Origin of the sequence: Actinophytocola sp. (assembly GCF_036002505.1) — a bacterium.
GTDB lineage: Bacteria > Actinomycetota > Actinomycetes > Mycobacteriales > Pseudonocardiaceae > DASYTH01.
Genome location: NZ_DASYTH010000230.1, coordinates 1 through 26,960 on the forward strand (window position 1 = coordinate 1; position 26,960 = coordinate 26,960).

The following is a 26,960-nucleotide window of genomic DNA, read 5'->3' on the forward strand; positions in this document are numbered from 1 at the left end:
CCCCACTCCACGCAGGCCAGTGCGCCCGCGTTGCAGTGGGTATGCACGGCGACCGGCCCGGTGGCGTTCTCGAGCAGCCAGGCGGCGCCGCGCTCGCCCAGCCTCCGGTTGCAGCGGACATCCTCCTCGAGGATGACGAGCGCCTCCTTGAGCACCGCCTCCGGTCCGTCATCCAGCCGGGTGAGCGCCCGATCCACCCCCCAGGAGAGGTTCACCGCCGTGGGCCGCGCCGCGCGGAGCTCGGCGGCCTGCCGCCGGACCTCGTCCCCGGGGTGCGACCGCGCGGCCAGGGCCACCCCCAGCGCGCCCGCGACCCCCAGGGCCGGAGCGCCCCGGACGGCCAGCCGGCGGATCGCGTCGACCAGCTCGGCCACGGTCCGGATCTGGATCACCCGCAGCGTCGCCGGCAGCAGCGTCTGGTCGATCGCCACGACGTGGCCGTCCTGCCAGTCGATCGTGCGCATGACCTCCATCGTGTCCGTTGTCGGTGGCGGCCGCTACGGTGCGCGCCATGACGATCCAGATGGGTGGCGTGACGATCGACTGCGCCGATCCGGCCGAGCTGGCCGAGTTCTGGTCCAAGGCGCTCGGCGTCGCCGACGTCCAGCACTACGGCGACTACCTCCTGGTGCCCGCACCCACCGAGGGCGGCCCGTACGTGGCGCTGCAGAAGGTGCCGGAGGAGCGAGCCGCCGCGAAGAACCGGGTGCACATCGACTTCCGCGCCGACGACCGCCCGGCCGAGGTGGCGCGGCTGGTCGGCCTCGGCGCCACCGAGGTCGAGGAGCACACGGTGCCCGGCATGGTCTGGACCGTGTTACGCGACCCCGAGGGCAACGAGTTCTGCGTGGGCTCGTTCGACGGGTGAGCTCAGCTCGCGGCCGGCGGAATCGACCGCCCGGTGACCGGCCGCGCGATCCAGCGGCCGTCCGGTACGTGGACCCAGCCGAACTGCCACGCGCCCGCGACCCTCAGGTGAACCATCGGCCTGAAGGCAATCGGGTCGATGCCCGGATAGCCATGCCGGACGACGGAACGGTAGAGCTCGCCGGAGATCACCAGGACCAGCGGCGCCGTGGTGTGGCGCAGCGCCTCCTTCACCGCCGGAGCGTCGAGCAGCCGGAACGCGATGTCGAGGGCCTCGCCGAAGGGGGCTCGCGGGTCGTAGTGCACCTCGCCGGCGTGCAGGACGACCCGCAGCCGGATCGGGACCGCCGGGTACCGGGCGTTGTGCTGCGCCACCAGGCGGCTCAACGTCGGGATGACCGCGCCCAGCAGCAGGGTCTTCGGTACCTGGTCGCACGGGTAGATGAGGACGAGGAGGCCGTCGCCGCGGTCGATGAACGGATCGTGCTGCCGGACTCCGATGCCGCTCAGCACGAGGGCCTCCGCGACCAGGTCGTACAGGTGGTGACGCAGTAACCCCTTGGCACGGTTGTTCCTGGCGGTGGAGTTCTCCACGTCCACGGCCAGAACCGTGCGGTAGACCGGTTGAGTGATGATCACATCGCACAGGCTGGACCGCCCACACCCCCGGGAACTAGGTGCGGCCACCCCCGTTTTCCAGGGGATTCGAACCGTCCGGCGGTGGGCCGAAACCGGCGGCCCGGGCCTTCGTTATCGCCTCCTGGCGGCTCTGAACTCTCAGCCGATCATAAATCAGCGGTAGGTAGTTCTCCACCGTCTTCGACTCTATGCCAATCAATTTGGCGATCTCTCGGTTGCTCTTGCCGAGCGCGAGGTACTGAAGGACGTCCAACTGCCGGTTGGTCAGTTCGGGGAATGGCCGTGGTACGCCATTCGACAGTGGCGGTACCAGCTCGGACAACCGTTCGACAACTCGGCCGTCGAATATGCCCTTGCCGCTGGCCACCAGCCGGACTCCGCGGGCAAAGTCAATACTTTCATCCTCTTTGAGGAGGTATCCCCGGGCGCCGGCCCGGATCGCCTCGCGCACCCGCTCATCGTCGCGATACATAGTGAGAACGACGATGGCCGCCTCGGACCAGTCCTGCCGAATTCTGGTGATGGCTTCGGCCCCGCAGTAGGTCGGTTCGTCGCCACTGCCTCTGGGCATGTGCAAGTCCATCAGCGTGACGTCCGGGCGCAGTTCCGGGATGGCGGCGACCGCGGCGTCAGCCGTGGAATACTCCCCGACCACGACAATGCCGGGGTCCACCTCGAGTTCGGCGCGCAGCCCTCTTCGGTATACGGCGTGGTCGTCGACAATTCCGACTTGAAGCCGTTCGTCAGTCAACATGAGGCTCCTAGCAGGCCAGCCCACACGCGTCGGCACGCAGTCTACAGCCGGCGCTTGATACTCGGTACGCCAGCCTGCGATCGCCTCATTCAGGATTAATCTTGTCCCAGCGGAAGGCAGGCCGCGATTTGCGTTCCCCCTGGTAGCAGGCCAATTTCGAACGTCCCCCCAAGATCTTCGCACCGCTTGCGCATGGACTCCAGCCCTACCCCAATTACCGCACCGGACGGGATCCCCGTGCCGTCGTCGGTGACGCTCACCCGCAAATCAGTTGCTCGGTGGAGCAGGATCTGACAGGAACGAGCATTCGCGTGCTTGACCACATTTGTCAGAGCCTCGCTGATGATCAGGTAAGCCTGAAGCTCGACGTTGGCCGGCAACCGGTCGAGCGACCCCTCCGCCAGCACACACACGCTGAGGCCGGGACTCCTGAAGCGGTCCGCCTGCCTGCGCACCGCGTCGAGGAGGCCGAGATGCAGATCGCGGGGCACAACGTTGCTGACCAGGTTCCGGACGTTCGTCGACAGCCCCATCAGATCGTCGATGGCGGCGCCGAGCTGCTGCCGGACGCGCGGGTTGTCGTCTCCGGCCAGCTTGCGGACCGCGTCGACCTGCAACCGCACCCCGGCGAGGCTCGGCCCGATCACGTCGTGCATGTCCCGAGTGATCTGCCGCAACGCCTCTTCCCGTTCCTCGTTCAAGCGGCCGCTGAGGAGCCGCAACTTCTGATCGAGACGCACGGCGTGCGCCGCGGGTGCCATCTGGCGGGCGAGGTCCCCCAGCAGGCGGCGCTCGCGCTGGCCGAGCCGCTCGTCGGGCGCGCGCGACTCGACGACGAGCTCCCCCACGTCGCGCCCGCCGTGCCGCATCGGAATGCGGTACCACGGCCGGTCATGGGAGTTCCCGTACGCGGCGAGCACCCGGGACTCCCCGTCGATATCCAGCGACACCGCGACGTAGGGGACCTTCAGCGCCGCGCCGACCGTGCCGGCGACATGCGCCAGAAGTTCCTCAGGCGGTAGCGGTTTCTCCAACTGCTCCCCGAGCCGGGTCAGCGCCCGGTACGGATCCGCACGGTCCCCGTACAGCCAGCGGTCCACCAGACCCCGCAGGAACCGGTGCAGCGGCGCGAGCGCCACGACCACCGCGACCGTGCCGATGAACCGCGCGTGCGCCGGGAAGGGTGCCGTGGCCAGGCGCACCGCGGCGGTGTAGGCGGCGGCCAGCGCCACGGTGAGCGACCCGTACAGCAGCGTCCGGTGGATGAGCAGATCGATGTCGTAGAGCCCGTATCTGAGGATCGCGATCAGCGCGGCGGCCGGAAACGCGGCCACGACCACCGCCCAGGCCCCCCACAGTGTCCCCAGTAGTTCGAAGAGCAGCGCCGGCACCGCCAAGATCGCGCAGGCGGCCGCCCAGGCGAGCAACCGGCGCTGATTGCCTGCCGCGCGCCGGCTCCGGACAAGCAGGGCCACGACCGCACCGAACGAGCTGAGGAGGAAGCATCCCAGACCGAGGAAGCCGAGACCGACCGGCGTACCGCGCCGGGCCGTGCCCTGGACGGCGTCGTGCCAGAACGTGCCCGGAGACGACCAGGACGCCCATCCGATTCCGATCATCGGCAGCAGGACCCCGAGCACACCGAGCGCGAATACCGGCCACCACCACGCCGACAGCAGCCGCCCATTGGGAAATAGCAGCGAAATGAGGGACACCAGCGCATAGCCGGGCCACCAGATCCAGGTGCCGATCCAGGACAACCAGTGTTCGACGGCCCAGGCTCCGGCGCCTACCGCCACCGCCGCGCACGTCCCCATCGTCAGAATCAGCCAGCCGACCGGATTCCGTCTGGCATGCGCCACGATGCGCAACCCGAGCAGGCAGCACACGGTCGCCACTATCCAGTTGCGCGGATGTGACAGATCCACCGGAGGAGTGCGGACCACCCAGGCGGTGGCGGCGGCGATCAGGCACGCCGCCGCCACCGTCACAACCAGGCGAGATATCAAGACTTCGCGGCTCACGCGCCACTTGTCATTTCCGGCCGTATGACTGGAAACCATGGTGTCCCCTTGGAAGTATTGAGATCTCGCGGATCGAATCAGGAGTCGCCGTTCAGCCAATGCCAGAAGTTGTGACACGGTGACCCGGAATCCGACCACCCTGCCCCGTTAACGACCTGGGCGCGCTTGTCCAACTCAGCGCGCATGTATTCCAGGGCGGGCAGGTCCTCGACGGGGTATTTCTTCTCGAACTCCTCGATGGCGCTCATGACGCGATCCAGGTCGACCGGCGACGCGATGTGCGGGCCATGGAAATACGTGTCGTCTGCCGGTGACGTGGCCGCGAAGAGCATGAACGTCTGGTACCAGAGTTTGAGGTCGCCAAGCTTCGGATGCCAGTAGGGCTGCCCTTCACTGGATGCGGACATGAATCACTTCCTCTGCTGGAGGGATGAGGGATGCTGCCGGCTCGTAGCCTCCGGTTCCCGCGATCCCGGGAACAAGGGTGCTGCACTCCCGGCTTCTCGGGTGCCATCTTGGCCCGACGGCAGAGCGTGAACTGGACAACACCGTGGCGTTCTTGGGACAGCGCGATCGCGGATGGCGTGCGGAGATTGGTTTGGGGTCGGTTAGGGTCGGCGACTGTGTTGGTGCTGCTCCCACCGTCGGAGACCAAGGCCGGCGGCGGAGCCGGGCCGGCGCTGGATCTCGACGCGCTGTCCTTTCCCGAGCTGAACCTGGTGCGTGAGCGGCTGGTCTCGGCGCTCGTGGTGCTGGCGCGGGACGTGCCGGCGAGCCTGGCGGCGCTGGGGCTGTCCGAGCGGCAGTCCGAGGAGGTGGCGCGGAACGCCGCGGTGCGCTCGGCGCCGACGTTGCCGGCGATCCGGCGGTACACCGGCGTGCTCTACGACGCCCTCGACGCGGGCTCGTTCAGCCGGGCCGAGCGGCGGCGGGCGGGTGCGCGGCTGGCCGTGGCGTCGGCGTTGTTCGGGGTGGTGCGGGCGGAGGACGCGATTCCGGCGTACCGGCTCTCCGGGAGTTCGTCACTGCCCGGGATGGGGACGCTGCGGTCGGCGTGGCATCCGGTGCTCGGCAAGACCTTGTCTACTGTGGACGATCTGGTGCTGGACCTGCGGTCCGGGCCGTACGCGAACCTGGCGCCGGTCCCGCACGCCGTCACGGTCCGGGTGGTCAGCGCCGAGGGGCGGCTGGCGATCAGCCACTTCAACAAGGCGCACAAGGGCCGGCTGGCCGCGGCGCTGGTGAAGGCGCCGCGGGAGCCGGGCTCGGTGCGGTCGGTGATCCGGGTGGCAGCGGCTGCCGGGCTCCGGCTGGAGCCCGCGGGCGAGCGGGTCCTCGAGTTGGTCGTCGAATAAATAGGTTGCGCGCGGGCGGTCCGGTGCGGGACGGTGCTCGCCACACGTTCGAGTGCGAGTGCGAGGAGGTGCGTCGTGTCTACGACTGTCGTGGACGTGGCCTGCGCCCGTCCCGCCCCGCTCGAGGTTGCCGCGCGCTGATCGTGGCCCGGTGGGGCATCCCTGAACTCACAAGGAGAACCCACCAGTGCTCACGCACGATCCGTACGACGCGTACGACCATTTCGACACCTTTGACGACCACAACGACAACGCCCGGCCGGCCCGCGCGCGGCGCAAGCCGAAGTTCGAGGACGACCCGCAGCCGAACCGCTCCGGCCGGCTCACCGAGAGCGCGCGGAAACGGCTCGCCAAGGCCCGCGACGACGCGGTCACCGCCGAGATGGAGCTCCCGCCCGACGCCGACCGCTGGTCCACCTGGGCCGACGGCGAGCAGGGCCCGCACCCGCGCCCCGACTGGCTGATCACCGACCTGGCCGCGGTCGACCGCGAGCTCGGCGTGCTCAAAACCGGCAAGGAGGCCGACGTCCACCTGCTCGAACGCGCCATCCCGGACACCGACCACGCCTGCCTGCTGGCCGCGAAACGCTACCGCAGCAACGAGCACCGCATGTTCCACCGCAACGCGGGCTACCTCGAGGGCCGGCGGGTCAAGAAGTCCCGCGAGATGCGCGCCCTGGCCAACCGCACCGCGTTCGGCCGCAACCTGCTCGCCGAGCAGTGGTCCATCGCGGAGTTCGCGGCGCTGTCCCGCCTGTGGTCCCTGGGCGCCCCGGTCCCCTACCCCGCCCAACTCAACGGAACCGAGCTCCTCCTCGAGTTCCTCGACGACGGCGACGGCGGCGCCGCCCCGCGCCTGGCCCAGCTCCGCCCCGACGCCGACGAGCTCGCCGACCTCTGGCACCAGCTCGTCGCCGCACTGGAGCTGATGGCCACCGGCGGCCTCACCCACGGCGACCTGTCCGCTTTCAACCTCCTCGTCCACGAGGGCCACCTGATGCTGATCGACCTCCCCCAGGTCGTCGACGTGATCGCCAACCCCCGCGGCCCGGAGTTCCTGCACCGCGACGTGACCAACATCGCGGGCTGGTTCACCGCTCGTGGCCTGCCGGACCGGCTGAGCGACCCCGTCCTGCTCACGGAGCGGCTGCTGTACACAGCCGGTATGGGGTGATCAAAGCGCCGCCACGCATCCCTTTACGGACGTCGGTCGTTAGCTAACCGGGCGGTGGTGGGAAACTCTTGCCAGAGAGAGGTTGCCATGGCACGGGCTTCCCGCTCGAAGGACGGAAGGTGAGGCATGGTCCGGCTGCCCGATCCCGACCGTTCCTACGCGCTCCGCAGTTATGCGATGAAGGGGGCCTTCCTCACGCTGAGCGTGAGGAAGGCCCCCTTCGTCGCACTCACTCCACAGTGGACACTGAAGTATCGCCGAGGTTCCGCACCACCGGCACGCCATCGGCCTTGAGTAGTACGTCCTGAGCCGCTGCTTAAACGATCCTGAAACGGCCCTGGGACGAGGGCCTGAGGTGGCCGCTCTCCCCGATCGGCGGGTGGATGTCGTGAACTAGTTGTTGTTGACGAACTGCCGGGCCAGCTGCTGTCCCTGCGTCACCGCGACGTTGTGGTCCTCGATGGGGGAGGCCTGGGAGTTCTTGAAGAAGATGTAGGTGACGCCGGAGTCGGTGCCGCCGGTGCTGGGGTCGGGGTCGATGCCGAGGTCCGCCGCGGTGCGGTAGGAGGCCTCGCCGATGATGTCGGTGGGGCCGGTGTCGCCGACGACGGCGTATTCGACCTGGTTGTTGAAGATCACGGCCACCACGCCACCGCCGCGGATGCCGAACTGGCGGTAGTCCCAGGTGCTGCTGGGGCTGGGCACCACGACGTAAGGCAGCTGCGCGGAGTTGAGGGGGCGGCCCTGGGAGTCGTGGAACGCGGTGTCGGGCAGGAAGCAGCAGTCGGTGTCCTCGTTGCACTGCGCGGTGCGGATGCCGTCGCAGTCGATGTCCATGTCGGCCTTCCAGAACACGGCGCCGGTTTTGTCGCAGACCGGGATGGTGCGCGACGCTTCGGAGTCGGTCTTGTAGCGGCCGTTGGAGATCTGGGTGCAGGTGGTCACCTTGGCGAGCAGCTCAGCGGCGGTGGGGGCGCCGCCTCCGCCGGTGCCGTCGGTGACCTGGAGGGAGTCGACATTGGGGCCGCCGTTGGCGGTGGTGGCGGTGGCCCGGACGGTGTGCGTGCCGGCGGAGAGCGTGGTGTTGACCGTCGTGGTGGTCCAGGTCGTCCAGGCGCCGGTGCCGGCGAAGGACGGTGTGGACACCGTGGTGCCGTCGACGGCGATGGTCATCGGCCGGTTGGTCGTGGTGCCGTTGGCGAAGCGGAACACCAGGGACGCGCTGCCCGCGGTGCCGGCGGTGACCGACCACTCCACCCAGGAGCCGGCCTCGTTGGTGTAGTTGACGAATCCGGTGCCGGTGAAGCCGGCGTGGTTGGACTCCACCACGCCGTGGAAGATCGTCGCGTTCTCCGCCTGGTACGTCGTGGTCGCGGCGTCGGCGGTGGCGGGGGCGAACAGGCCCACGGCCGCCGTCGTTGTCGCAATTGTCAGGATCGCGGCCTTGCGCACGTTGCCTCCCGAGAAGGATAGAAAGGTTTACTTACTATTCCCGGGATGACGCTAGGCCCGGCTACGGGCCGTCGTCAACTACGAGTGTGAGAGTTACCGCTCAGCGGGACTCTCGGTCGTGCGGCGCGCGCGGAGCACGACCACAAGGCCGGCCGCGGCGATCAACACGGCCAGCGCGATCACGATCCAGACCCAGGCCGGCACTCCCCCGCCGCCGTCGCCCGGCGCGGCCTGCCCGCCCGGTGCCGGGGCCGCGGTGGACGCCGGGCTGGCCGCGGTCATGGTGAACGCCACCGTCCCGGTGACGTCGTCGCCGTCGTCCGACTTCACCGTGTACGTGATCGTGTACGGCCCGGCCGGACCGACCGCCTGCAGCGGCGCGATGACCACCTTGTCCTGCACCAGGATCTCGCCGACCGTCCACGTTGTGCTGCCCGGCCCGGCCACCGTGATGGAGATCGGCGACACCGGCTCGCTGAACGTCAGCTGCAGCTGTTTCGGCGCGATGGCAAGGGATGCGTCCTTCGCCGGCGTGCTCGCGGTCAGCTCGGCGTGGGCGAACGCCGGGGTGGCGGCGGCCAGCACGGCCAGCCCGGACAGCGCCAACGTCACGATCAAACGCCGGATAACCATGCCGGCGATCCTGCCAGCCGCGGGGTGACCGGGGTCATCGGGTACGATCGGCACGTACCGCACGCGGCCGAGGAGCCGGCGGTAAAACCAACCCAACGACAGCGGTGCAAACCAGCGCCGGGCTCGTCCGCGCGAACGCTTGCACCGAACAGGCCTCCCGAGACGTGCCATCGAGAGGAACCTGTGCAGCATTCACCCGTGCGCGCCACGCGCACGTTCGACGAGCTCGGCCTGCCCACCCCGCTGCTGCGGGCGCTGCGGCGGTCCGGCATCACCACCCCGTTCCCGATCCAGGCGGCCACCCTGCCGGACGCGCTCGCCGGCCGGGACGTGCTCGGCCGTGCGCAGACCGGCTCGGGCAAGACACTCGCCTTCGGCCTGGCCCTGCTGTCCAGGTTGGACGGCACGGCCGCGCGCCCGCTGCACCCGCGGGCGCTGGTCCTGGTGCCCACCCGCGAGCTGGCCACGCAGGTCAGCGACGCGCTCGCACCGCTGGCCAAGTCGCTCGGCCTGTGGTGCCGGACGGTGGTCGGCGGCGTGCCCTACTCGCGCCAGGTGGACCACCTGCGGCGCGGGGTGGACCTGCTGATCGCCACGCCCGGCCGGCTCAGCGACCATGTGCGGCAGGGCACCTGCGTGCTCTCCGAGGTCGCGTTCACCACCATCGACGAGGCCGACCAGATGGCGGACATGGGTTTCCTGCCTCAGGTCAAGGCCATCCTCGACCTCACCCCGGCGGACGGCCAGCGGATGCTGTTCTCCGCCACCCTGGACGGCGACGTCGACACCCTGGTCCGCCAGTACCTGAGTGACCCGGTCACCCACTCGGTCGATCTGGCCGCCGGCAGCGTGTCCACAATGGACCATCATGTGCTGCTGGTTTCCCGGCAGGACAAGCCGGTCGTGATCGCCGAGATGGCCGCCCGGCGCGGCCGCACGATCATGTTCGTGCGCACCAAGCACCACGTCGACCGGTTGACCACCCGGCTGCGCGCCCTCGGTGTGCACGCCGGCGCCCTGCACGGCGGCAAGACCCAGGGCGCCCGCACCCGCGTGCTGACCGAGTTCCGCGACGGCGGGCTGCCCGTCCTCGTCGCCACCAATGTCGCCGCCCGCGGCCTGCACGTGGACGGCGTGGACCTGGTGGTGCACGTCGATCCCCCGGCGGACGCCAAGGACTACCTGCACCGCGCCGGCCGCACCGCGCGGGCCGGCGAGTCCGGCACGGTCGTCACCGTCGCCACCCACGAGGAGCAGCGCAGCGTGCTGCGCCTCACCGAGCAGGCCGGCGTCTCCCCCACCCGCACCAAGGTCCGCCCCGGCCACGCCGACCTGGTCCGCATCACCGGCGCGCGCCAACCCACCGGCGTCCCGGTCGTGGACCGCGAGCGGCCAACTCAGCGACGTGAAGCGCAAACACAGCGACGCGAGGGGCCAACTCAGCGACGTGAGGGGCCAACACGGCGGCGTGAGGCGCAAACACAGCGACGTGACGGGCAAACACGCGGGCGTCCCAAGAAGTCACGATCCCGGGCGGCCTAGCGCGGCGACGGGGCCGATCACGATCACCGCGGGTGGGCGGATCTCGTGGGCGGCGACGTCCTCGGCGGCTTTGTCCAAAGTGGACATGACGGTGTGCTGGGTTCGGGTGGTGGCGTTCTGGATGACGGCGACCGGGGTCTCCGGGGGGCGGCCGCCGGCCAGGAGCGCCTCGGCGAAGGCGGCGATGCGCTCGACGCCCATCATGATCACGATGGTGCCGGCGAGGCGGGCGAGGGCCGGCCAGTCGGTGAGGGAGGCCGGGTCGGCGGGGGCGACGTGCCCGGAGACGACGACCACCTCGTGGGCGACGCCGCGGTGGGTGACCGGGACGCCGGCCACCGCGGGGGCGGCGAACGCGCTGGTGATGCCGGGCACCACGGTGACCGGGATGCCCGCGTCGGCACAGGCCAGCAGCTCCTCGAAGCCGCGGCCGAACAGGTAGGGGTCGCCGCCCTTGAGCCGGACCACGAACCGGCCGGCGCGGGCGTGCTCGATCATGGTCGCGTTGATCGCGTCCTGGCTGGCCGCGCGCCCGTAGGGGATCTTGGCGGCGTCCACGACGAGCACGGTGGGCGGCAGGGACTCCAGCAGCTCGCGGGGGGCCAGCCGGTCGGCGATCACCACGTCGGCCCGGGCCAGCAGCCGCCGGCCGCGCACGGTGATCAGCTCGGGATCGCCGGGGCCCCCGCCGACCAGGGCCACCTCACCCCGGCGGGAGACCGGCGCCTCGACCGCGGACCGGTCGTCCACCCGGCCCTCGCGCAGGGCGTCCAGCACCCCGTCGCGCACGGCGGCCGAGCGCAGCGGGCGGCCGCCGGAGAGCACCCCGATCAACATGCCGTCGTGCTCGCCGGTGGCCGGGGTGACCGCGCTCCCCTCGGCGCCGGCGTCGGCGCGCACACAGAAGATCCGCAACCGCGCGGCGTCCTCCGACACCGCCACGTTGACCTCGCGATGCGACGTGCAGCACAGGACGTACCAGGCGCCCTCGAGATCCCCGGGTGCGTACCGGCGCGGCAGCCACGTCAGCTCCCCCGCGTCGATCATCCCCTGCACCGCCGGCGTGACCGACGGCGAGATCAGCTCGACGGCCGCGCCCGCGGCGATGAGCCGGGGCAACCGCCGCTGCGCCACCGTTCCGCCGCCCACCACGACGACCCGCCGGCCGGCGAGGTCCAAGCCGGCGAGGTAGTGCTGTTCCGCCATGGCCCACAGCATGCCTGGCGGCCCGCAAGCCGCCGGATGGGGCAGGCGCCTTGCCCGAATGGCCGCCCCACCGCCGACTGCCCTACACCGCATCCCACGGTGAAATCGGCACCATGAGTGCGATGTTCGAGTTCGCCGGTGGCGCGCTGTCCGTGGTTCCCAACGGGGACGACACCGAGGTCAGCTTCGAGCTGTTCAACGTGGGCGACGAGTCCGGGGTCGCCGAGGTCGGTGTCGAGGTGGATGGCAACTACCTGCTCACCTGGAACTCGGGCGAGCTGTACCCCGGCTACGGCGACACGCCCAGGATCAGCCTGGGCTATGTCGAGGCGGGCAACCACGAGGCCCTGGTCTACGTGAACCCCGGCTCCGGCCAGAACGACCATCTCCGCCAGGACTTCGCAGTCCCGCCTCTCCGGAATTTTTGATGCGGTTGCGTTCCAGCCGATGGTGCGGTTGGCGGGTGAGCCGTGGCTGGGTGCCGTCGCGGTCCCCTGAGGTGCGGTTGGCAGGACGCCTGGCCGAACGCGCAGTTCAGTCCAGGTTGTCGGTGACCACGAGGCGGTAGCCGACGCCGCGGACGGACTCCACGATGACGCCGGGGGCGGCGGCGCGGAGTTGGCGGCGCAGGCGTTTCACCGCCGAGACGACCGCCTCGATGTCGCCCAGATACGGGCGTTCCCACACATGCGTGGTGAGCTCGGCGAAGGTCCAGACCTTCCCGGGGTCCCTGGTCAGCGCGAACAGCAGGTCGAACTCCCGTGCGGACAGCGGAACCGTGCTGCCCCGCCAGCTCGCCTCGCGCAGGTCGGCGTCCAGGCGCAGCTTGCCGAACTCCACCACGCGGTGCGTCGGAATCGGCTCCTCGATCGGCGCGGGCACGACGTCCGGCCTGGTCAGCGCCGCCCGCAGGCTCGCCGTGTCCGGCAGGTACAGCACCGCGAGCCGGCCGCCGGTGGCGCGCGCGATGACCGCGATCTCCTCGGCGCTGGTACCGACGCACAGCACGAGCGGCACGTTGATCGTTTCGAGAACGCCTCGCCCGTCCACGCGTCACCTCCCAGACACAGCCGTTACCTCGATGATCGAACAGCGTTTCGTTTTGTTACCGCTTCCGGGCAGGTGACGGGCAGTGTCTGGGTGATTACCACCAAAATCCGCTGGTAACCGTGAAAAAGACCCCGTGGCGACCCCATAACGCCCGCTTTACGTCCGTGACCGGATTGCGACGATCCAGGAGCGTCTCTGTGTACCCGTAGTGATGACCGCGCTACGGGTAGGGGCGCACGCGCGGCCGCTCCGGCGCCGCGCGAGAAAACTTGGAGGGCATTGCGCATGTCAAGACGACCCCATACCAACAGGCGAGGAAGAGCGTTCCTCAGCCTGCTCACCGCGCTAATCGCCATGATCGGCATGTTCGCGGCACCGGCAGCCGCGGCGCCGGCACCCGACGCGGCCGCCAAGATCGAGCAGTCGGTGAAGAACTCCTTGGCGGCCAAGGACAGCACCGACTTCTGGGTCATGTTCGGCCAGTCGGCGAACCTGTCCGCGGCCTCCGCCGTCACCGACTGGAACGCCCGCGGCACAGCCGTGGTGAACGCGCTCCAGCAGACCGCGAACTCGAGCCAGGCCCAGGTGCGGGCCCTGCTCGACGGGCAGAAGATCAGCTACCAGTCGTTCTACATCGTCAACGCGATCCACGTGAAGGACGGCTCCTCGGCCCTGGCCGAGTCACTGGCCAAGCGCGGTGAGGTGACCGGCATCCTCGCCCCGCGCACCTACCAGGTCCCCAAGCCGATCCCGGCCGCCGACGCGGCGAACGTGAACACCATCGAATGGGGCCTCGCGGCGATCCACGCCGACCAGGTGTGGTCCACGTTCGGCGTGCGCGGTGAGGGCATCGTGGTCGCCAACATCGACACCGGTGTCGACTACACGCACCCCGCGCTGGTCGGCAAGTACCGCGGCAACATGGGTGGAAACCCGCCCACGTTCAACCACAACTACAGCTGGTTCGACCCGGCGCAGGTGTGTGGTCAGCCCTCGCTCGCGCCATGTGACAACAACGCGCACGGCAGCCACACCATGGGCACGATGGTCGGCGACGACGGCGCCGGCAACCAGATCGGTGTCGCCCCGGGCGCCAAGTGGATCGCGGCCAAGGGCTGCGAGTCCAACAGCTGCTCGGACACCTCGCTGCTGGCCGCCGGCCAGTGGGTGCTCGCGCCGACCGACCTGAACAACGCCAACCCGCGGGCGGACCTGCGGCCGAACATCGTGAACAACTCGTGGGGCTCGGCCAACGGCTCCGCGGTGGACCCGTTCTACAAGGCCAACGTCCAGGCCTGGCGGGCGTCGGGCATCTTCCCGGCGTTCTCCAACGGGAACTCCGGCCCGAGCTGCAACACCGCCGGCTCCCCCGGTGACTACACCGAGACCTACGCGTCCGGCGCGTTCGACATCAACGGCACGATCGCCAGCTTCTCCAGCCGGGGCCCCGGCGAGGGCGGCATGATCAAGCCCAACCTGTCGGCTCCGGGTGTGGACGTCCGCTCCTCGGTGCCCGGTGGGCAGTACGACAACTTCTCCGGCACGTCGATGGCATCGCCGCACACCGCGGGCACGGTGGCGCTGATGTGGTCGGCGGCCCCGTCGCTGATCGGTAACTACGACGCGACCGCCGCGCTGCTGAACCAGACCGCGGTGGACACGTCCGACCTCACCTGTGGCGGCACGGCGGGCAACAACAACGTGTGGGGCGAGGGCAAGCTGAACGCCTTCGCGTCGGTGGACCAGTCCCCGCGCGGCCCGGTCGGCACGCTGACCGGCACCGTCACCGACGCCGGCACCGGCAGCCCGCTCGCCGGCGTGAACGTGCACGTGGCCGGCCCGAGCAACCGGGACCTGACCACCAACAACGCCGGGCAGTACAGCAGCACCCTGCCGGTCGGCAGCTACACCATCTCCGCGTCGCTGTTCGGGTACGGCACCGCCACCGGCTCGGCGACCATCACCGAGGGCCAGACGTCCACAGTGGACTTCGCGCTCTCCAGGGTCACCAACGGCACCGTCAGCGGGCATGTCCGCAACGCCGACGGGGCACCGGTGGGCAACGCGAAGGTGGAGATCCTCGGCACGCCGATCGCGCCGACGACCTCCGCCGCCGACGGCTCGTTCTCCTTCGCCAACGTGCCGGTGGGCACCTACCAGGCGAAGGCGTCCGCGGGCGGCTGCTACGACCAGCAGACGCAGGCGCTGAACGTCACCGGTGACGTCACGCTGGACTTCTCGATCCCGAACCGGACCGACCAGTTCGGCAACTTCTGTGTGCTGGAGGCGGCGAACTACGTCGAGGGCGACACCGCGGTGGCGCTCAGCGGCGACGACGCGTCGACGTCCGTGGCCCTGCCGTTCCCGGCCTTCTTCTACGGCAACTCCTACAACACCGCGTTCATCTCGACGAACGGCAACATCAACTTCCTGGCCGCCAACACGGCGTTCACGAACAGTGCCATCCCGTCGACCGCGACGCCGAACGCGGCGATCTACCCGTTCTGGGACGACCTGATCATCGACTCGCAGAGCGGCGTGTTCACCAAGGCATCGGGCACCGCACCGAACCGCTCGTTCACCATCGAGTGGCGCAACGCGCAGTTCTTCAACTCCGCGACGTCCCGGGTGGACTTCGAGGCGACGCTGTTCGAGAACGGCGAGGTCGCCCTCAACTACCGCAACCTCGACCCGGCCCAGGGCGTGGAGACCGGTAACTCGGCGACGATCGGCATCGAGAACGCCGCCGGCACGGACGCGCTGCAGTACTCGTTCAACACCTCGGTGCTGGACAACGCGCAGTCGATCCGGTTCAAGCTGCCGCCGAACGGCCTGGTGGCCGGTAAGGTCACCGACTTCAACGACGGGCTGGCGGTGGCCGGCGCGACGGTGCGGGCGCTGAAGGGCACCGACGAGGTGTCCACCACGACCGCGGCCGCCGACGGCAGCTACGCGCTGCGCCTGCTCGAAGGCGACTACACCATCGAGGCGTCGAAGCCGTTGTACGTCAACGGTTCCGCGGACGTGTCCATCGGCGACGGCACCACCACGGCGAAGGACGTGGCGCTGCACACGCCGCGGGCCGAGATCCAGGGCGCGAACCCGTCGTTCCTGGCGCAGTCCGGCCAGCTGCGTACCGCGACGCTGAACCTGCGCAGCACCAGCGAGCTGGACCTCACCTACACGCTGAGCAGCTCGGCGTCGTGGCTGTGGACCGTGCCCGGGTCGCTGACCATTGCCGGCGGCGGCTCGCAGACGCTGACCGTCCGGGTCGACCCGGTCGGGCTGCCGGTGGGCCGCGTGTACAACGCGACCATCGACCTGACCACGAACGCCGGGCGCACCCCGACGCTCTCCGTTCCGGTCACGCTGGTGGTCCCGGGCTACCGCAAGGGTGTCGACGCCGGAGCCACCGGCGCCTTCACCGACGCGAACGCCGACGCGTGGACGGCCGACCAGGCCTACTCCGCCGGCGGCTTCGGCTACATCGGGCCGGGCTTCGTGGAGACCTCCACGAAGGCCATCTCGAACACCGATGACGACAAGCTGTACCAGAGCCAGCGCTCGGGTATGGCCGGGTACCGGTTCGACAACCTGCCGGCCGGCGTCTACCAGGTCGAGCTCGACTTCGCCGAGCTGCGGAACCTGGCGCCGGGCAAGCGGGTGTTCGACGTGACCCTGAACGGGCAGGTCGTGCTGCCGGGTTACGACGTGGCGGCCGCGGTCGGCACGCTCGCGGCGGACCGGCGGACGTTCTTCGTCACGGTTGCCCAGGGCGGTTCCGTCGAGGTGTTCTTCGGCTCCCGCGCTGGAAAGCAGCCACCCGTCATCAGCTCGGTCCGGGTGACCCATCGCCCTGACCGGTAAGGAGTAGCTGCCACAGCGGTGGGGCGGTCGCGCTGCGCGGCCGCCCCACCGGCATGTCAGGGGACGACCAGGACGGCCCAGACGACCTTGCCGCCGGACAGGGTCGGGGCGCTGCTCCAGGACTTGGCGAGCTTGGCGACCATCACCAGCCCGAGGTGCCCGGGGGCGGTCAGGCTCGAGTTGATCAGCCGCGGCGGCGTCGGGTCGTCGTCGTAGACGGCGACGGTCAGGAGGCCGCCGCCGAGCTCCAGCCGCAGCCGCGGGTCGCCGTGGGCGTGCCGGACCGCGTTCTCCACCAGCTCGCTGGCCACCAGCACCCCGTCCCGCAGCACCTCGAGGCACCCCCAGCGGATGCAGGTCACCTCCACGAACCGGCGGCCGGCGGCCACGCTCGCCGGCTCGTCCGGCAGCTCGAGGATGGTGCGCCGGCGCGGGGGCGGCTCGCCGAGCGCGTCGAGCGCCTCCTCGACGCTGGCGTGCACCGGCATCACCCGGGTGATGGAGTTGCGGGCCAGCCGCCGGCGGTCCAGCTCGCGCGCGGCGACCAGCACGATGGGCACGCCCGGCCAGTCGGACACCTGTATCCACACCGAGGAGAACACCGCCAGCGTGGCGGTCGTCGGCACGCTCAGCCAGCCGACGTCGACGATGACCCCGCGCGGCAGCTCGATCGCGCACTTGACCAGGGTGTCCCGCAGCTCCGCGTAGTTGGCCAGGTCCAGCACGCCGTGCGGCACGACCACGGCGGCGCCGTCCCGATAGCCCTGGTCGATGCGCAGCCCGGTCCGCACGCCCATCATCATGGCCTCGTGGTGGTCGGCTCCGCCGCGAGCGCCCAGGTCAGATACTCCCGCAACGCGTCCGCGGCCCGGCCGGCCTCGTCGGCCTCCTGCCGGTACCGCTCGACGAGCTCGTCGGTGCCCTGCACCATGGCCAGCTCCGCCATGCGCCGCGCGACCAGGACCCGCTCGTCCAACAGGCGCACCGCGTCCCACAGCGGCCCGCTGCCGTCGCTCCGGCTGGCCACCACCTCCTGCGGGGTGGGGAGCAGGACGTCGGGCGGCGGCGCCAGGTCCACGTCGACCTGCTCCAGCGCGATGTTGCGGAGCACGCCGCCCATGTCCGCGGCCGGCAGCACGTAGTCGGCCCGCACGTGGCGCAGGGCCAGCTCCGGCACGGTCGGGTAGATCGCCTCGGCGGGGTCCTGCACCACCACCGTCCCGCCCCGGGCGGCGATGGCGGCGAGCCCGGCGACCCCGTCGTCGAGCACCCCGGACAGCAGCACGCCGGTGACCGCCGGGCCGGCGGACAGCGCCGCGGAGCGGAACAGCGCGTTGACCGCCGGCCGGTGGCCGTTCTCGGTCGGGCCGTCGGACAGCGTGATCCGGCCGCCGCGGATCAGGATGTGCCGGTCGGACGGCGCGACCAGGATCCGCCCGTGCTCGAGCGGATCCCCGTTCAGCGCGGTGGTCGCCGGTAGTGGGCCCGACCGCTTCAGGATGTGCGGCAGCGCGCTGGTGCCATGGGCCGGTAGGTGCAGCACGATCAGCACCGCGGCGGGCAGGTCCGCCGGCAGGCCCGACACGAAGTCGCGCAGTGCCTGCACCCCGCCCGCGGACGCGCCCACCACGATGAGATCCCGAGATCGCACAGTCATGAGTTGGTCTTCGCGCCGTTGGTGACTGCATCGTGCATCACACCGGTCGCTCCCCTGTGAGTACACGTCACTCGCGTGACATACCCATCCGCCCGCAATCCAATCGTGTCAGCCCGAAAGGATTAACCGGGGCCCCACCGGGGTACGCGCCGAGCACCGCCACCAGGAGAGCGAGAGGTTCGGTGACGATGGTTGACGCGAACCCGTACGGGACCGCGGTCCGAGGCTTGCGCGGGTACCTGCGCCAGATCTGCCAGGCGATGGCCGTCGGACCGGAGGCGAGCTGCTGGGACCTCGACGAGGTGGCCACCGCCTACGTCGCCCTCGAGGGCCGCCTTCCCGGATACCCCAACCATGATCTCGCGCTGATCTGGGACGAGGAGAACGGCTGGGCCGCGGCGCTGGAGAACACCACCGGCGAGGACCTGATCGTGCTCAGCTACCTGGGGATCGACGTGCTTCCCCCGCCCCGGCAGGTTTCCGCGTTCGTCGCGGAGCTACGCGCCGACCGCTACCCCGGCCAGCCCGAGCCGCCGGAGCTCCGGGTCGCCTTCGCCGACGACGGGCTCGAGGCCCGGCTGTCCGGTTATGCCAGCGCCATCCCGAACCAGCCGCTGACCGGTGCGGAGCGTCGTCAGGGATAGGTGCGGCGCCGGATGCGCACCGGAATCCGGTTCGTGACAGGCACCCCGCAGCCCGGTGGGGCGTCGGTGAGCACGGCCGGCGCGTCCGGATGACCGGGCGGGTCGAGGGCGAGCAGCGCGCGCAGCGTCCACACGGGTGTGGCGGCATACCACCAGAAAACCCGGGCGGGGCTGAACGGGTCGGTGCCGGGCTCGGTCGGCACCCGGTAGGCGGTCGCGCGGTCCTCGTGGAACAGGATCACGACGTCCGCGCAGCCGCAGTCCCAGCGATGGATGCCGGCGACGATCTCCGGCCCGTCGCGGTCGAAGCGGAAGGCGTGCATGAGGTAGCGGCGGCGGCCGAGCTCATCGAGTAGGGCGTCCAACTCGGAGTGGTCGGACTGTCGCAATGGGACGGTGGCCGCGCTCATCGTCGATCGTTTCCAGATTCTTCGGGGATGCCGCTTGTTTTGTTGGTGGGCGGCGCACGGAGCGCCGGGGGTGGATCGCTCGACGACACGCCGCCCACCGGGTGCCCGGATCCGGGGCACGGGGAGTCCGGGCTGGTCGATCTTCGTTTACGGGGTTAATCCGCGAGAGCACTCCACGTCAGCCACAGCATGCGCGTTGCCCTGATGTCACGCAAGCCTGTCGACTGTGGAATTTCCACAACCACTCAGACGGGTGAGCCGTGCCTATTTCGGAGCGTCATACGGTGCGTAGCATTCGGCAGGTCGAAACCATCTCCGACCGATGGAGGCCGACGGTGGCCGAGACGTACTCGCCGAGTGTTCGGTTGCGCCGCATTGCCCGGGTTCTCCGCGGGTGGCGTGAGGAGCACGGTATCCGCAGCGGCACCGCGGCGACCCGGGCCGGCTGGTCGGCGGCCAAGCAGTCCCGGCTGGAGACGGCCGGGCAGCCGATCAGCCCCGCCGACGTGATGACCCTGGCGCTGATCTACGACGTGCCCGAGGAGGAACGCACCAAGCTCTTCCACGCCGCGCTGACCGCCCAGGAGAAGGGCTGGTGGGAGGAGGTCGCCAAGGGCGCGCTCGTCGACGACGTGATGGACTACGTCGAGCTCGAGTCGGAGGCCACCGAGCTGAAGACGTTCAAGATCGATCTGGTGCACGGTCTGTTTCAGACCGAGGAGTACACCGCCGCCCTGGTCCGGGCCTTCCGCCCGCAGCCCACCGAGGCGACCACCCGCCGCCGGGTGCAGGCCCGGGTCAAGCGGCAGGACCGGATCTTCGGCGAGAACCCGTTGCGGGTCGCGTCCATCCTCACCGAGGGAGCGCTGCGGCTGGTGGTCGGCGGGCCGGCGGTGATGTGCGCCCAGCTCGCCCGGCTGCGCGAGCTGGGCACGCTGCCGCACATCGCGATCCGCGTGCTGCCCGCCGCCCGCGGCGCCTACCCCGGGATGGGGACCGGGTTCAACATCGTGTCCTTCGAGGACGATGCACCCGACGTCGGCTACGTAGAGGTGCTCAGCAAGGGCGTTTATCTCGAGGCGCCGGAAGACGTCGAGACGTATAAGGTCTGTTTCGCTGAGACGTGGGAACTTGCGCTCGACGAACAGGAGTCGGCCGAGTTGATCACCACGGTCGCCAGCACCATGAAGGCCTGACGACTGGAGGACACCATGTCCGCTTCGGACAAGCCCGGATGGCGCAAGAGCAGCTTCAGCAACGGAGCCGGCAACGACTGTGTGGAGCTCGCCTTCCTCGGCGGTGCGGCCGCGTTGCGGGATTCCAAGAACCCGGCCGGCACCGTGCTCCTGATGGCATCCTCCCCATGGGAGGCACTGCGTGACGCGGTCCGGGCCGGCCGGTTCGACCTGGCCTGAGTAGACCGAACGCCGGTAGGCGCGTGCCCCGAAAGGGGCCGCGCCTACCGGCGTTTTGTCCACAGTGTCGGGTCCGATGACTCGACCATTTGCCGGCCGATTTCGCCAGCCGGCCGTCACCGCGGCCAAGTGGCAACTGTTAATGCTTCTCGTGGTTACAACCCGCACATACCGTCACCCGGTACGGGGGCGTCAGGCTCACTCGTTCGGGGGGTCTGTCGCCCTTTGGGTTAAAGGATCCACGAGAGGACCACCCCATGAGGAAGCGCTATACGGCAGCGCTCGCCACGCTTGGGTTGACCGTCGCCGGGCTCGTCGTGCCGGGCCTGACCGGTACGGCCTCGGCCGGCGACTCGGCCGCCGCCGGTGCGGCGTACGACCAGTTCATCGTCACCTTCGCCGACGGAGCGGACACCCGCGAGCTGAAGGGCGTCGACCTGATGCGGGCGACCGGGACCGGCAGCGTCGTGGTCAAGTCGGCACACAAGCTCAACCGGTCCGGCGCCGCGGCGCTCATGACGGAGCTCGGCAAGCAGGCCGGGGTGTACAGCGTCGAGCCGGACCTGGTCATGACCAAGCAGTTCACCCCGAACGACACGCGCTACCTCGAGCAGTGGGACCTGTTCGAGCCGACCGGCGGCATGAACGCCCCGACCGCGTGGGACACCGCGGACGGCGCCGGGGTGACCGTCGCGGTGATCGACACCGGGATCACCCTGCACTCCGACCTGAACGGTAACGTGCTGCCCGGCTACGACTTCATCAGCGACGCCGCCACGGCGCGGGACGGCAACGGGCGCGACCCCAACCCCAACGACGAGGGCGACTGGTTCCTGGCCGGCGAGTGCGGCAGCACCACGCCCAGCGACTCCAGCTGGCACGGCTCACACGTGGCCGGCACGATCGCCGCGGTCAGCAACAACACCAACGGCATCGCCGGCATCGCCCGGGCGGCCAAGATCCTTCCGGTGCGGGTGCTGGGCAAGTGCGGCGGCTTCACCTCCGACATCGCCGACGCGATCACCTGGGCCTCCGGCGGCCGGGTCTCCCGCGTCCCGACCAACCCCAACCCGGCCAAGGTGATCAACCTCAGCCTGGGCGGCTCCGGCGCGTGCGGGCGGACCTTCCAACGGGCCATCGACGGTGCGGTGTCCCGTGGCACCACGGTCGTGATCGCGGCCGGCAACTCCAACGCCAACGTCTCCGGCTTCTCCCCGGCCAACTGCAACAACGTGGTATCCGTGGCCTCCAACGACCGTCAGGGCAACCGCGCGTTCTACTCCAACTTCGGCACCCTGATCGACGTCACCGCGCCGGGTGGCGAGGTGCGCAACGAGACCGACCCGCCGGGCAGCCGCACCAAGCCGCAGGACGGCGTGCTGTCCACGCTCAACGCCGGCCTCACCACGCAGACGACGACCGAGACCTACAACACCTACATGGGCACCAGCATGGCCGCACCGCACGTGGCCGGCCTGGTCGCGCTCATGCTCGGTGAGGTCTCCCTCAACCCGGCCAGCGTCGAGGCCGCGCTGAAGGCCCACGCCCGGCCGCTCCCCGGCACCTGCACGGGTGGCTGCGGCGCCGGCATCATCGACGCCGCCGCGACCATCGCGGCCCTGTAGATAGCGTCCAATGCCCTGAAGGCGGCCTTCAGGACGTTCAGCGTCCTGAAGGCCCCCTTCAGGGCATGTGCTCCGGTGTGCGCGGTGCCGGCATGGGGAGGGTGAGGCCGCTCTGCGCGGTGAGGAGGGCGAGCTTCGCCTGGTCGGGTTCCTTGGCGTCGAGGCGTTCCCGGGCGTCGCGCACGGCGTGCACCGCGGCGGCCACTCGGCAGGTGTCGCCGACCGCGGCCGTCCAGGCCAGCGCGCCGCGGAGGGTGTCGTCGAACCGGTGCAGCGTTTGCATATCGGGGGCGGCACCGGCGGCCAGCTCGGCCAGAACCGTGTCCACCGCCGTGCGCAGGTAGCGGCCCGGCGCCGGCACCGGACGTTTGTCGATCACCGGCTCCCGCCGCCGGCGTGGCGGTGCGACCCGCAGTTCGGGGCCCAACCCTACGACGACATCGTGCTTAGCGACCACGACCCACTCCTCCCGCACCAGTAGGCCCGCCGGCCCACCTCTCGCCCGTCGGGGACCGGGTGGCGCCGCCCATCCTACGAGGTCACAAGCCGGATTACACGGGGAAAGTTGTGCAATTTACCGGCCGGGAACGAATCGTTAATGGTGGAGCTTTTCCAAGATCCCCTTATTGGCGGTAACCCTCGACCTCGCCGAGGGGGCGGGCCCGGGCTTCGTCGGGATCCTGGCCGAACTCGGTGCGGGCGCGGCGCTGGCGGAGGAGGTCCCAGCACTGGTCGAGTTGCTGCTCGAGGGAGTCCAGCCGGGCCTGCTCGCCGGCGGCGAGGCCGTGCCCGACGGCCCGGGAGCGCAGCGCGTGCTCCTCGGCGATCAGCTCGTCGATCCGGCCGATGATCTGGCCGTCGTTCATGATCTCTCCTTCGGCTGGAGCGTGTCGCTGCGCCTGGATGCTAGTACCCGGATGGGTGGTGAGGAGTAACGGTGCAGGTCCAGGGTTTGCCTGTTGTTCACCGGTGGTACCCCCGGCGGGCAGCTCTCACCCTGGAGGTCGGCGATGGTGGCGGTGCCCGAAGCGAGTGCGGCAGGTGCGGTGCGGACGCTGATCCCGGCGCGGATCGACCGGTTGCCCTGGTCGAAGTTCCACACCCGGATGGTGGTCGCGCTGGGGGTGGCGTGGATCCTGGACGGGCTGGAGATCACCGTGGCGAGCGCGGTCGCCGACTCGCTGACCAAGCCCGAGACGCTGAACATGTCGTCGACCGCGGTCGGCCTGATCGCCACCGTCTACCTGGCGGGGGAGGTGGTCGGCGCGCTGGTTTTCGGCAACCTGTCGGACCGGCTGGGCCGGCGGAACCTGTTCATGATCACATTGGGGGTCTACCTGGTCGGCAGCGGCCTCACCGCACTCACCCTCGGCAACGGAGCCGGCTGGGTGTTCTTCCTCTACCTCACCCGGTTCATCGCCGGCATGGGCATCGGCGGTGAGTACGCCGCGATCAACTCCGCGATCGACGAGCTGATCCCGGCCCGCTACCGGGGCCGGGTGGACATCGCGGTGAACGGCACCTACTGGGCCGGCGCGATCCTCGGCACGATCGGCACGTACATCCTGCTCAACAAGATGGACCTGTCGCTGGGGTGGCGGCTGGGCTTCCTGATCGGCCCGGTGCTGGGCCTGGTGATCCTGATCGTCCGGCGCAACCTTCCGGAAAGCCCGCGCTGGCAGGTCATGCACGGAAAGGCGGACGAAGCCGAGGCGTCCATCACGCAGATCGAGCACGAGGTCGAAGCGTCCGGAGAGAAGCTGCCGCCGGTCGACGAGAGCAAGGCACTGGAGATCCGGCCCACCGACAAGATCGGATACCTGGCGCTGACCCGGGTGCTGTTCCGGGACTACCCGCAGCGGGCCATCCTGGGCGCCTCGCTCATGATCAGCCAGTCGTTCCTGTACAACGCCATCTTCTTCACCTACACGCTGGTGCTCGGCAAGTTCTACGGGGTCTCGTCGGCGTCCACGCCGCTCTACCTGATCGCGTTCGCGGTGGGCAACCTGGCCGGGCCGCTGCTGATCGGCCACTTCTTCGACACCATCGGCCGGCGGACCATGATCTCCAGCACGTACATCCTGTCCGGGGTGCTGCTCGGGGTCACCGCCGGGATGTTCTACGCGGGGTGGCTCAACGCCATCACCCAGACCATCGCCTGGTGCGTGATCTTCTTCTTCGCCTCGGCCGGCGCGAGCGCGGCGTACCTCACGGTGAGCGAGATCTTCCCGCTCGAGGTGCGGGCGAAGGCGATCGCGGTGTTCTTCGCCATCGCCCAGTGCTTCGGCGCCCTCGGCCCGGTCATCTATGGCGCCCTGATCGGCGACGGCACGCACCCCGCCCGGCTGTTCGTCGGCTACCTGCTCGGCGCCGCCGTCATGATCGCGGGCGGCCTGGTCGCCGCGGGCCTGGCGGTCGACGCCGAGGGCCGCTCACTCGAGGAGATCGCCGTCCCGCTGTCCGCCACCGGCCGGCGCGGCCCCACCCGGGCGGAGGGCGCGGGCACGCCGTACTCCACCTGACCCGGGGTCTAACCCCGAGTTATCCCGGAGATCCAGCAAAAGTCGTGGTTCCGCTGATCGTCCACCTGTCACTATCGGTGTACAGGGTGGAGGTAGGTGGACCGAACATGTGGGACCCGATCGGGTGGCTCAGGTGGCGAGCCGGCGACGCGCGGCCAAGGCTCAGAGCCGATCATGCTTGACGTTCTGAACGGGATCACCGACATCCTGCACGGCCTGCTCGACTCGCCGTGGCTGTGGGCCGTGGTCTTCCTCATGGCCGGCATGGACGCCCTGCTGCCGTTCATGCCGAGCGAGACCACCGTGATCATCGTCGGGGTCCTGGTGGTGCCGGACACCAGCCAGCTGGTCATGCTGATCGTGATCGCCGCGCTCGGGGCGTGGTGCGGGGACTGCCTCGGCTACCTCGTCGGCCGCGGCTCCGGGCCGGTCGTGCTCCCCCGGCTGATCCGGGGCGAGCGCGGGCGGGCGCAGTTCCAGTGGGCGCACACGCAGCTGCGCCGGCACGCCACGGTGCTGCTGCTGGCCGGCCGGTACCTGCCGGGGGTCCGCGCGGTCACCATGCTCGGCGCGGGCGTGGTGGGCTACCCGGCGCGGCGGTTCCTGCTCACCGACGCGCTCGGAGCCAGCATCTGGGCCACCTACTCGTCGCTGATCGGCTACCTGGGCGGCACCACCTTCCAGGATCACCCCGTGTACGGCATGCTGCTGGCGTTCGCCATCGGCCTGGCCGGCGCCACGCTGGTGGAGGTCGTCCGGCGGCTCGCCGGGCGCCGCCGCCGCGTGCTGTCCGGCATCCGCGAACCGGATGGTGCGGAGGTACGACGTGAGCGGAGCTTGCGGAGCGAACCATGAATACTGCCCCGTCGACGGGGGACGAGCGAACCTCAGCCGGGGATTGCCATCATCCGAGCTTGCGAGGTGATGCCGTGAGTTATCCGCATGACATCGGCGGGATGCACGGTTTCGGGCCGGTGCCGGGGCTGGACGACGAGCACCTGTTCCATGCCGCCTGGGAGGCCCGGGCGTTCGCCGTGGTCCGGTCGCTGATCCAGAACGGGGTGTTCACCTGGGACGAGTTCCGGCACGCGATCGAGCGGATGCCGGCCGGGGCGTACTTCAGCAGCGGGTACTACGAGCGGTGGGCGGACGCGGCGGAGCGGCTCTGCGTGGAGAAGGGCGTGCTGACCCCGGCCGAGCGTGACCAGCTGCAGGCCGCGACGGACGCGGTTCCGTGAACTTCTCGCCCGGTCAGGCCGTTCGGGCCCGGCTGCACGGGGCGCCGGGACACACCCGGTTGCCGGGTTATGTGCGCGGGCGGCCGGGCATCGTGCACGCGTTGCGCGGGGACTTTCCGTTTCCCGACGAGGGTGCCCGGTATGGGCGTGCGGAGCCGCAGGCGCTGTACAGCGTGCGGTTCGCCGCGCGGGATCTGTGGGGTTCCGGTGATCACGACGTCTACCTGGATCTGTTCGAGAGCTACCTGAACGAGGTGTCGGCGTGACGCATGATCACCAGCCGACGGCGCCGATGGCGCGCCGGGTGGCGGCGTTCGAGCGGCTGCTGGAGGAGCGGGGTGCGCTGGAGCCGGGGCAGGTCGACGACGTGGAGGACGTGTTCTGCCGGCGGATGGGCGCGCGGAACGGTGCCCGGTACGTGGCGCGGGCCTGGGTGGATGCGGACTTCCGGGCGCGGCTGCTGGACGACGCCACCGCGGTGGTCCGGGCCGAGGGCTACGACCTGCGCGGCTCGACCAACGCCGAGCTGCCGTTCCTCGAGCTCGTCGCCGTGGCGAACACCGAAGAGGTGCACAACCTGGTGGTGTGCACGCTCTGCTCGTGCTATCCGGTGCCGCTGCTCGGGCCGTCGCCGCGCTGGTACAAGTCGTTCGCCTACCGCTCCCGGGCGGTCCGCGAGCCGCGCGCGGTGCTGGCCGAGTTCGGCGTGGACCTCGGCCCGGACGTGCGGATCCGGGTCTGGGACTCCACCGCTGACTGCCGCTACCTGGTCGTCCCGCGCCGCCCGGCCGGCACCGGCGGGCTCGGTGAGGACGAGCTGGCCGCGCTGGTCGGCAGGGACGCGCTGATCGGCGCCGGGGTGGTGGCCGCGCCGCTATAGTCGGCC

Annotated in this window: 28 protein-coding genes and 1 pseudogene; 15 read left to right on the plus strand and 14 right to left on the minus strand. The window is 70.1% G+C overall.

The genetic code is table 11. The features are described 5' to 3' along the window. Positions 1–464: pseudogene (locus VGR06_RS20520) on the minus strand (S-methyl-5-thioribose-1-phosphate isomerase); the annotation flags it as partial. Between the two features lie 47 nt (positions 465–511). Between VGR06_RS20520 and VGR06_RS20525 the strand changes: the two are divergent. Next, positions 512–868, plus strand: a complete 357-nt coding sequence (locus tag VGR06_RS20525) for a VOC family protein (protein ID WP_327560729.1) — start codon at positions 512–514, stop codon at positions 866–868. Between the two features lie 2 nt (positions 869–870). Here VGR06_RS20525 and VGR06_RS20530 read toward each other — a convergent pair whose 3' ends face one another. The 4 genes from VGR06_RS20530 to VGR06_RS20545 all read right to left on the minus strand — a co-directional run bounded on the left by VGR06_RS20530 (position 871) and on the right by VGR06_RS20545 (position 4,691). After that, entirely contained in the window at positions 871–1,506 is a 636-nt protein-coding gene (locus VGR06_RS20530) for a hypothetical protein (protein ID WP_327560730.1), read from the minus strand. Positions 1,507–1,540: 34 nt separating this feature from the next. Next, complete coding sequence (locus tag VGR06_RS20535; RefSeq protein ID WP_327560731.1) at positions 1,541–2,260, minus strand: response regulator transcription factor; 720 nt, start codon at positions 2,258–2,260, stop codon at positions 1,541–1,543. A gap of 95 nt (positions 2,261–2,355) precedes the next feature. Beyond that, positions 2,356–4,422 carry a sensor histidine kinase gene (locus tag VGR06_RS20540; protein WP_327560732.1) on the minus strand — a complete coding sequence of 689 codons (2,067 nt, stop codon included), beginning with the start codon at positions 4,420–4,422 and terminating at the stop codon, positions 2,356–2,358. After that, positions 4,362–4,691, minus strand: a complete 330-nt coding sequence (locus VGR06_RS20545; protein WP_327560733.1) for a hypothetical protein — start codon at positions 4,689–4,691, stop codon at positions 4,362–4,364. Before VGR06_RS20545 ends, VGR06_RS20540 begins: the two co-directional genes overlap by 61 nt. A gap of 216 nt (positions 4,692–4,907) precedes the next feature. On the opposite strand from VGR06_RS20545, the gene yaaA reads away from it, so the two are divergent. After that, a complete protein-coding gene (gene yaaA / locus VGR06_RS20550; RefSeq protein ID WP_327560734.1) occupies positions 4,908–5,639 on the plus strand; it encodes a peroxide stress protein YaaA in 732 nt (243 codons plus the stop codon). Between the two features lie 187 nt (positions 5,640–5,826). Then, positions 5,827–6,813 (plus strand): serine protein kinase RIO, encoded by a 987-nt coding sequence (locus VGR06_RS20555; protein WP_327560735.1) that lies wholly within the window; start codon positions 5,827–5,829, stop codon positions 6,811–6,813. A gap of 393 nt (positions 6,814–7,206) precedes the next feature. Here the strand turns inward: VGR06_RS20555 and VGR06_RS20560 are convergent, their stop codons facing one another. Both VGR06_RS20560 and VGR06_RS20565 read right to left on the minus strand, forming a co-directional pair. Next, positions 7,207–8,265, minus strand: a complete 1,059-nt coding sequence (locus tag VGR06_RS20560; protein WP_327560736.1) for a glycoside hydrolase family 75 protein — start codon at positions 8,263–8,265, stop codon at positions 7,207–7,209. A gap of 93 nt (positions 8,266–8,358) precedes the next feature. After that, the gene (locus VGR06_RS20565) at positions 8,359–8,898 is read right to left on the minus strand and encodes a copper resistance CopC family protein (protein ID WP_327560737.1); all 540 of its coding nucleotides are present in this window, start codon (positions 8,896–8,898) and stop codon (positions 8,359–8,361) included. 198 nt (positions 8,899–9,096) lie between these two features. On the opposite strand from VGR06_RS20565, the gene VGR06_RS20570 reads away from it, so the two are divergent. Then, positions 9,097–10,440, plus strand: coding sequence for a DEAD/DEAH box helicase (locus VGR06_RS20570; RefSeq protein ID WP_414637302.1), 1,344 nt, complete (start codon positions 9,097–9,099; stop codon positions 10,438–10,440). Here VGR06_RS20570 and cobA read toward each other — a convergent pair. Then, positions 10,420–11,646 (minus strand): uroporphyrinogen-III C-methyltransferase, encoded by a 1,227-nt coding sequence (gene cobA / locus VGR06_RS20575; RefSeq protein WP_327560739.1) that lies wholly within the window; start codon positions 11,644–11,646, stop codon positions 10,420–10,422. The two genes, VGR06_RS20570 and cobA, sit on opposite strands and share 21 nt — an antisense overlap. A 113-nt stretch (positions 11,647–11,759) precedes the next feature. Here cobA and VGR06_RS20580 point away from each other — a divergent pair, with 113 nt between their 5' ends. Then, positions 11,760–12,074: a hypothetical protein gene (locus VGR06_RS20580; protein ID WP_327560740.1), complete on the plus strand. Its 315-nt coding sequence runs from the start codon at positions 11,760–11,762 to the stop codon at positions 12,072–12,074. A gap of 106 nt (positions 12,075–12,180) precedes the next feature. Here VGR06_RS20580 and VGR06_RS20585 read toward each other — a convergent pair whose 3' ends face one another. Then, the gene (locus VGR06_RS20585; RefSeq protein WP_327560741.1) at positions 12,181–12,696 is read right to left on the minus strand and encodes a winged helix-turn-helix domain-containing protein; all 516 of its coding nucleotides are present in this window, start codon (positions 12,694–12,696) and stop codon (positions 12,181–12,183) included. A 354-nt stretch (positions 12,697–13,050) separates the two neighbouring features. Between VGR06_RS20585 and VGR06_RS20590 the strand changes: the two genes are divergently transcribed. Further along, positions 13,051–16,563 (plus strand): S8 family serine peptidase, encoded by a 3,513-nt coding sequence (locus VGR06_RS20590; RefSeq protein WP_327560742.1) that lies wholly within the window; start codon positions 13,051–13,053, stop codon positions 16,561–16,563. 56 nt (positions 16,564–16,619) lie between these two features. Here the strand turns inward: VGR06_RS20590 and VGR06_RS20595 are convergent, their stop codons facing one another. Together VGR06_RS20595 and VGR06_RS20600 are read right to left on the minus strand one after the other, a co-directional pair. Beyond that, positions 16,620–17,354: an ATP-binding protein gene (locus VGR06_RS20595; RefSeq protein ID WP_327560743.1), complete on the minus strand. Its 735-nt coding sequence runs from the start codon at positions 17,352–17,354 to the stop codon at positions 16,620–16,622. Positions 17,355–17,362: 8 nt separating this feature from the next. Beyond that, a complete protein-coding gene (locus tag VGR06_RS20600) occupies positions 17,363–18,220 on the minus strand; it encodes a chemotaxis protein CheB (protein ID WP_327560744.1) in 858 nt (285 codons plus the stop codon). Between the two features lie 188 nt (positions 18,221–18,408). On the opposite strand from VGR06_RS20600, the gene VGR06_RS20605 reads away from it, so the two are divergent. Beyond that, positions 18,409–18,864 (plus strand): DUF6292 family protein, encoded by a 456-nt coding sequence (locus VGR06_RS20605; protein ID WP_327560745.1) that lies wholly within the window; start codon positions 18,409–18,411, stop codon positions 18,862–18,864. Here VGR06_RS20605 and VGR06_RS20610 read toward each other — a convergent pair. Further along, positions 18,855–19,274, minus strand: coding sequence for a hypothetical protein (locus VGR06_RS20610; RefSeq protein ID WP_327560746.1), 420 nt, complete (start codon positions 19,272–19,274; stop codon positions 18,855–18,857). The genes VGR06_RS20605 and VGR06_RS20610 overlap by 10 nt on opposite strands. Positions 19,275–19,609: 335 nt before the next feature. On the opposite strand from VGR06_RS20610, the gene VGR06_RS20615 reads away from it, so the two are divergent. From VGR06_RS20615 to VGR06_RS20625, 3 genes are all read left to right on the plus strand, one after another. Then, a complete protein-coding gene (locus tag VGR06_RS20615) occupies positions 19,610–20,470 on the plus strand; it encodes a helix-turn-helix transcriptional regulator (RefSeq protein WP_327560747.1) in 861 nt (286 codons plus the stop codon). A 15-nt stretch (positions 20,471–20,485) separates the two neighbouring features. Beyond that, positions 20,486–20,689, plus strand: coding sequence for a DUF397 domain-containing protein (locus VGR06_RS20620; RefSeq protein ID WP_327560748.1), 204 nt, complete (start codon positions 20,486–20,488; stop codon positions 20,687–20,689). 257 nt (positions 20,690–20,946) lie between these two features. Further along, on the plus strand, positions 20,947–22,314 hold the full coding sequence (locus VGR06_RS20625) for a S8 family peptidase (protein WP_327560749.1): 1,368 nt from the start codon (positions 20,947–20,949) through the stop codon (positions 22,312–22,314). A gap of 58 nt (positions 22,315–22,372) precedes the next feature. On the opposite strand, the gene VGR06_RS20630 is transcribed toward VGR06_RS20625, so the two are convergent. Both VGR06_RS20630 and VGR06_RS20635 read right to left on the minus strand, forming a co-directional pair. Beyond that, positions 22,373–22,771: a hypothetical protein gene (locus VGR06_RS20630; protein ID WP_327560750.1), complete on the minus strand. Its 399-nt coding sequence runs from the start codon at positions 22,769–22,771 to the stop codon at positions 22,373–22,375. 166 nt (positions 22,772–22,937) lie between these two features. Next, complete coding sequence (locus VGR06_RS20635) at positions 22,938–23,180, minus strand: DUF2630 family protein (protein ID WP_327560751.1); 243 nt, start codon at positions 23,178–23,180, stop codon at positions 22,938–22,940. A gap of 144 nt (positions 23,181–23,324) precedes the next feature. On the opposite strand from VGR06_RS20635, the gene VGR06_RS20640 reads away from it, so the two are divergent. The 5 genes from VGR06_RS20640 to VGR06_RS20660 all read left to right on the plus strand — a co-directional run bounded on the left by VGR06_RS20640 (position 23,325) and on the right by VGR06_RS20660 (position 26,954). Beyond that, a complete protein-coding gene (locus VGR06_RS20640) occupies positions 23,325–24,836 on the plus strand; it encodes an MFS transporter (RefSeq protein ID WP_327560752.1) in 1,512 nt (503 codons plus the stop codon). Between the two features lie 174 nt (positions 24,837–25,010). After that, positions 25,011–25,691 (plus strand): DedA family protein, encoded by a 681-nt coding sequence (locus VGR06_RS20645; RefSeq protein ID WP_327560753.1) that lies wholly within the window; start codon positions 25,011–25,013, stop codon positions 25,689–25,691. 74 nt (positions 25,692–25,765) lie between these two features. After that, on the plus strand, positions 25,766–26,074 hold the full coding sequence (locus VGR06_RS20650) for a nitrile hydratase accessory protein (RefSeq protein ID WP_327560754.1): 309 nt from the start codon (positions 25,766–25,768) through the stop codon (positions 26,072–26,074). Next, positions 26,071–26,340 (plus strand): SH3-like domain-containing protein, encoded by a 270-nt coding sequence (locus tag VGR06_RS20655; RefSeq protein ID WP_327560755.1) that lies wholly within the window; start codon positions 26,071–26,073, stop codon positions 26,338–26,340. The genes VGR06_RS20650 and VGR06_RS20655 overlap by 4 nt, the downstream gene beginning before the upstream one ends. Further along, positions 26,337–26,954, plus strand: coding sequence for a nitrile hydratase subunit alpha (locus VGR06_RS20660; protein WP_327560756.1), 618 nt, complete (start codon positions 26,337–26,339; stop codon positions 26,952–26,954). The genes VGR06_RS20655 and VGR06_RS20660 overlap by 4 nt, the downstream gene beginning before the upstream one ends. Positions 26,955–26,960 lie beyond the last annotated feature (6 nt).